The organism is Pseudomonas sp. P7758, from assembly GCF_013386485.1.
Classification (GTDB): Bacteria; Pseudomonadota; Gammaproteobacteria; order Pseudomonadales; family Pseudomonadaceae; genus Aquipseudomonas.
Genome location: NZ_JACARS010000300.1, coordinates 1 through 493, shown reverse-complemented (window position 1 = coordinate 493; position 493 = coordinate 1). Strand labels below are relative to the sequence as shown.

General features: G+C 65.1%; 1 pseudogene. It reads left to right on the top strand.

Annotated features, from left to right (window positions below):
* A pseudogene (locus HX873_RS31605) lies at positions 1 to 493 on the top strand (phosphate ABC transporter permease); the annotation flags it as partial.

The window sequence follows — 493 nt, the reverse complement described above, 5'->3', positions numbered from 1 at the left end:
GACGGTGATCCTCGGCTTCTTCGCCGGCCTGTTCCTGGCGCCGTATGTCGAAGGGCACCTGCCGGGGATTTTCAGCCTGCTGATGCTGCTGCCGATTGGCATCCTGGTGGCCGGCTTCGTCTTCAGCCGCCTGCCTGAGTCGATCCGCCTGCGGGTCCCGGATGGCTGGGAAAGCGCGATCCTGATCCCGGTCATCCTGTTTGTGGGCTGGCTCTCGTTGTACATGAGCCCGTACCTGGAAACCTGGTTCTTCGGCGGCGACATGCGCATGTGGATCTCCCACGACCTGGGCATCACCTACGACCAGCGCAACGCCCTGGTAGTCGGCCTGGCCATGGGTTTCGCGGTGATCCCGAACATCTACTCCATCGCCGAAGACGCCGTGTTCAGCGTGCCGCGCGGCCTGACCCTGGGCTCCCTGGCCCTGGGCGCCACGCCATGGCAGACCATGACCCGCGTCGTGATCCTGACCGCCAGCCCAGGCATCTTCTCG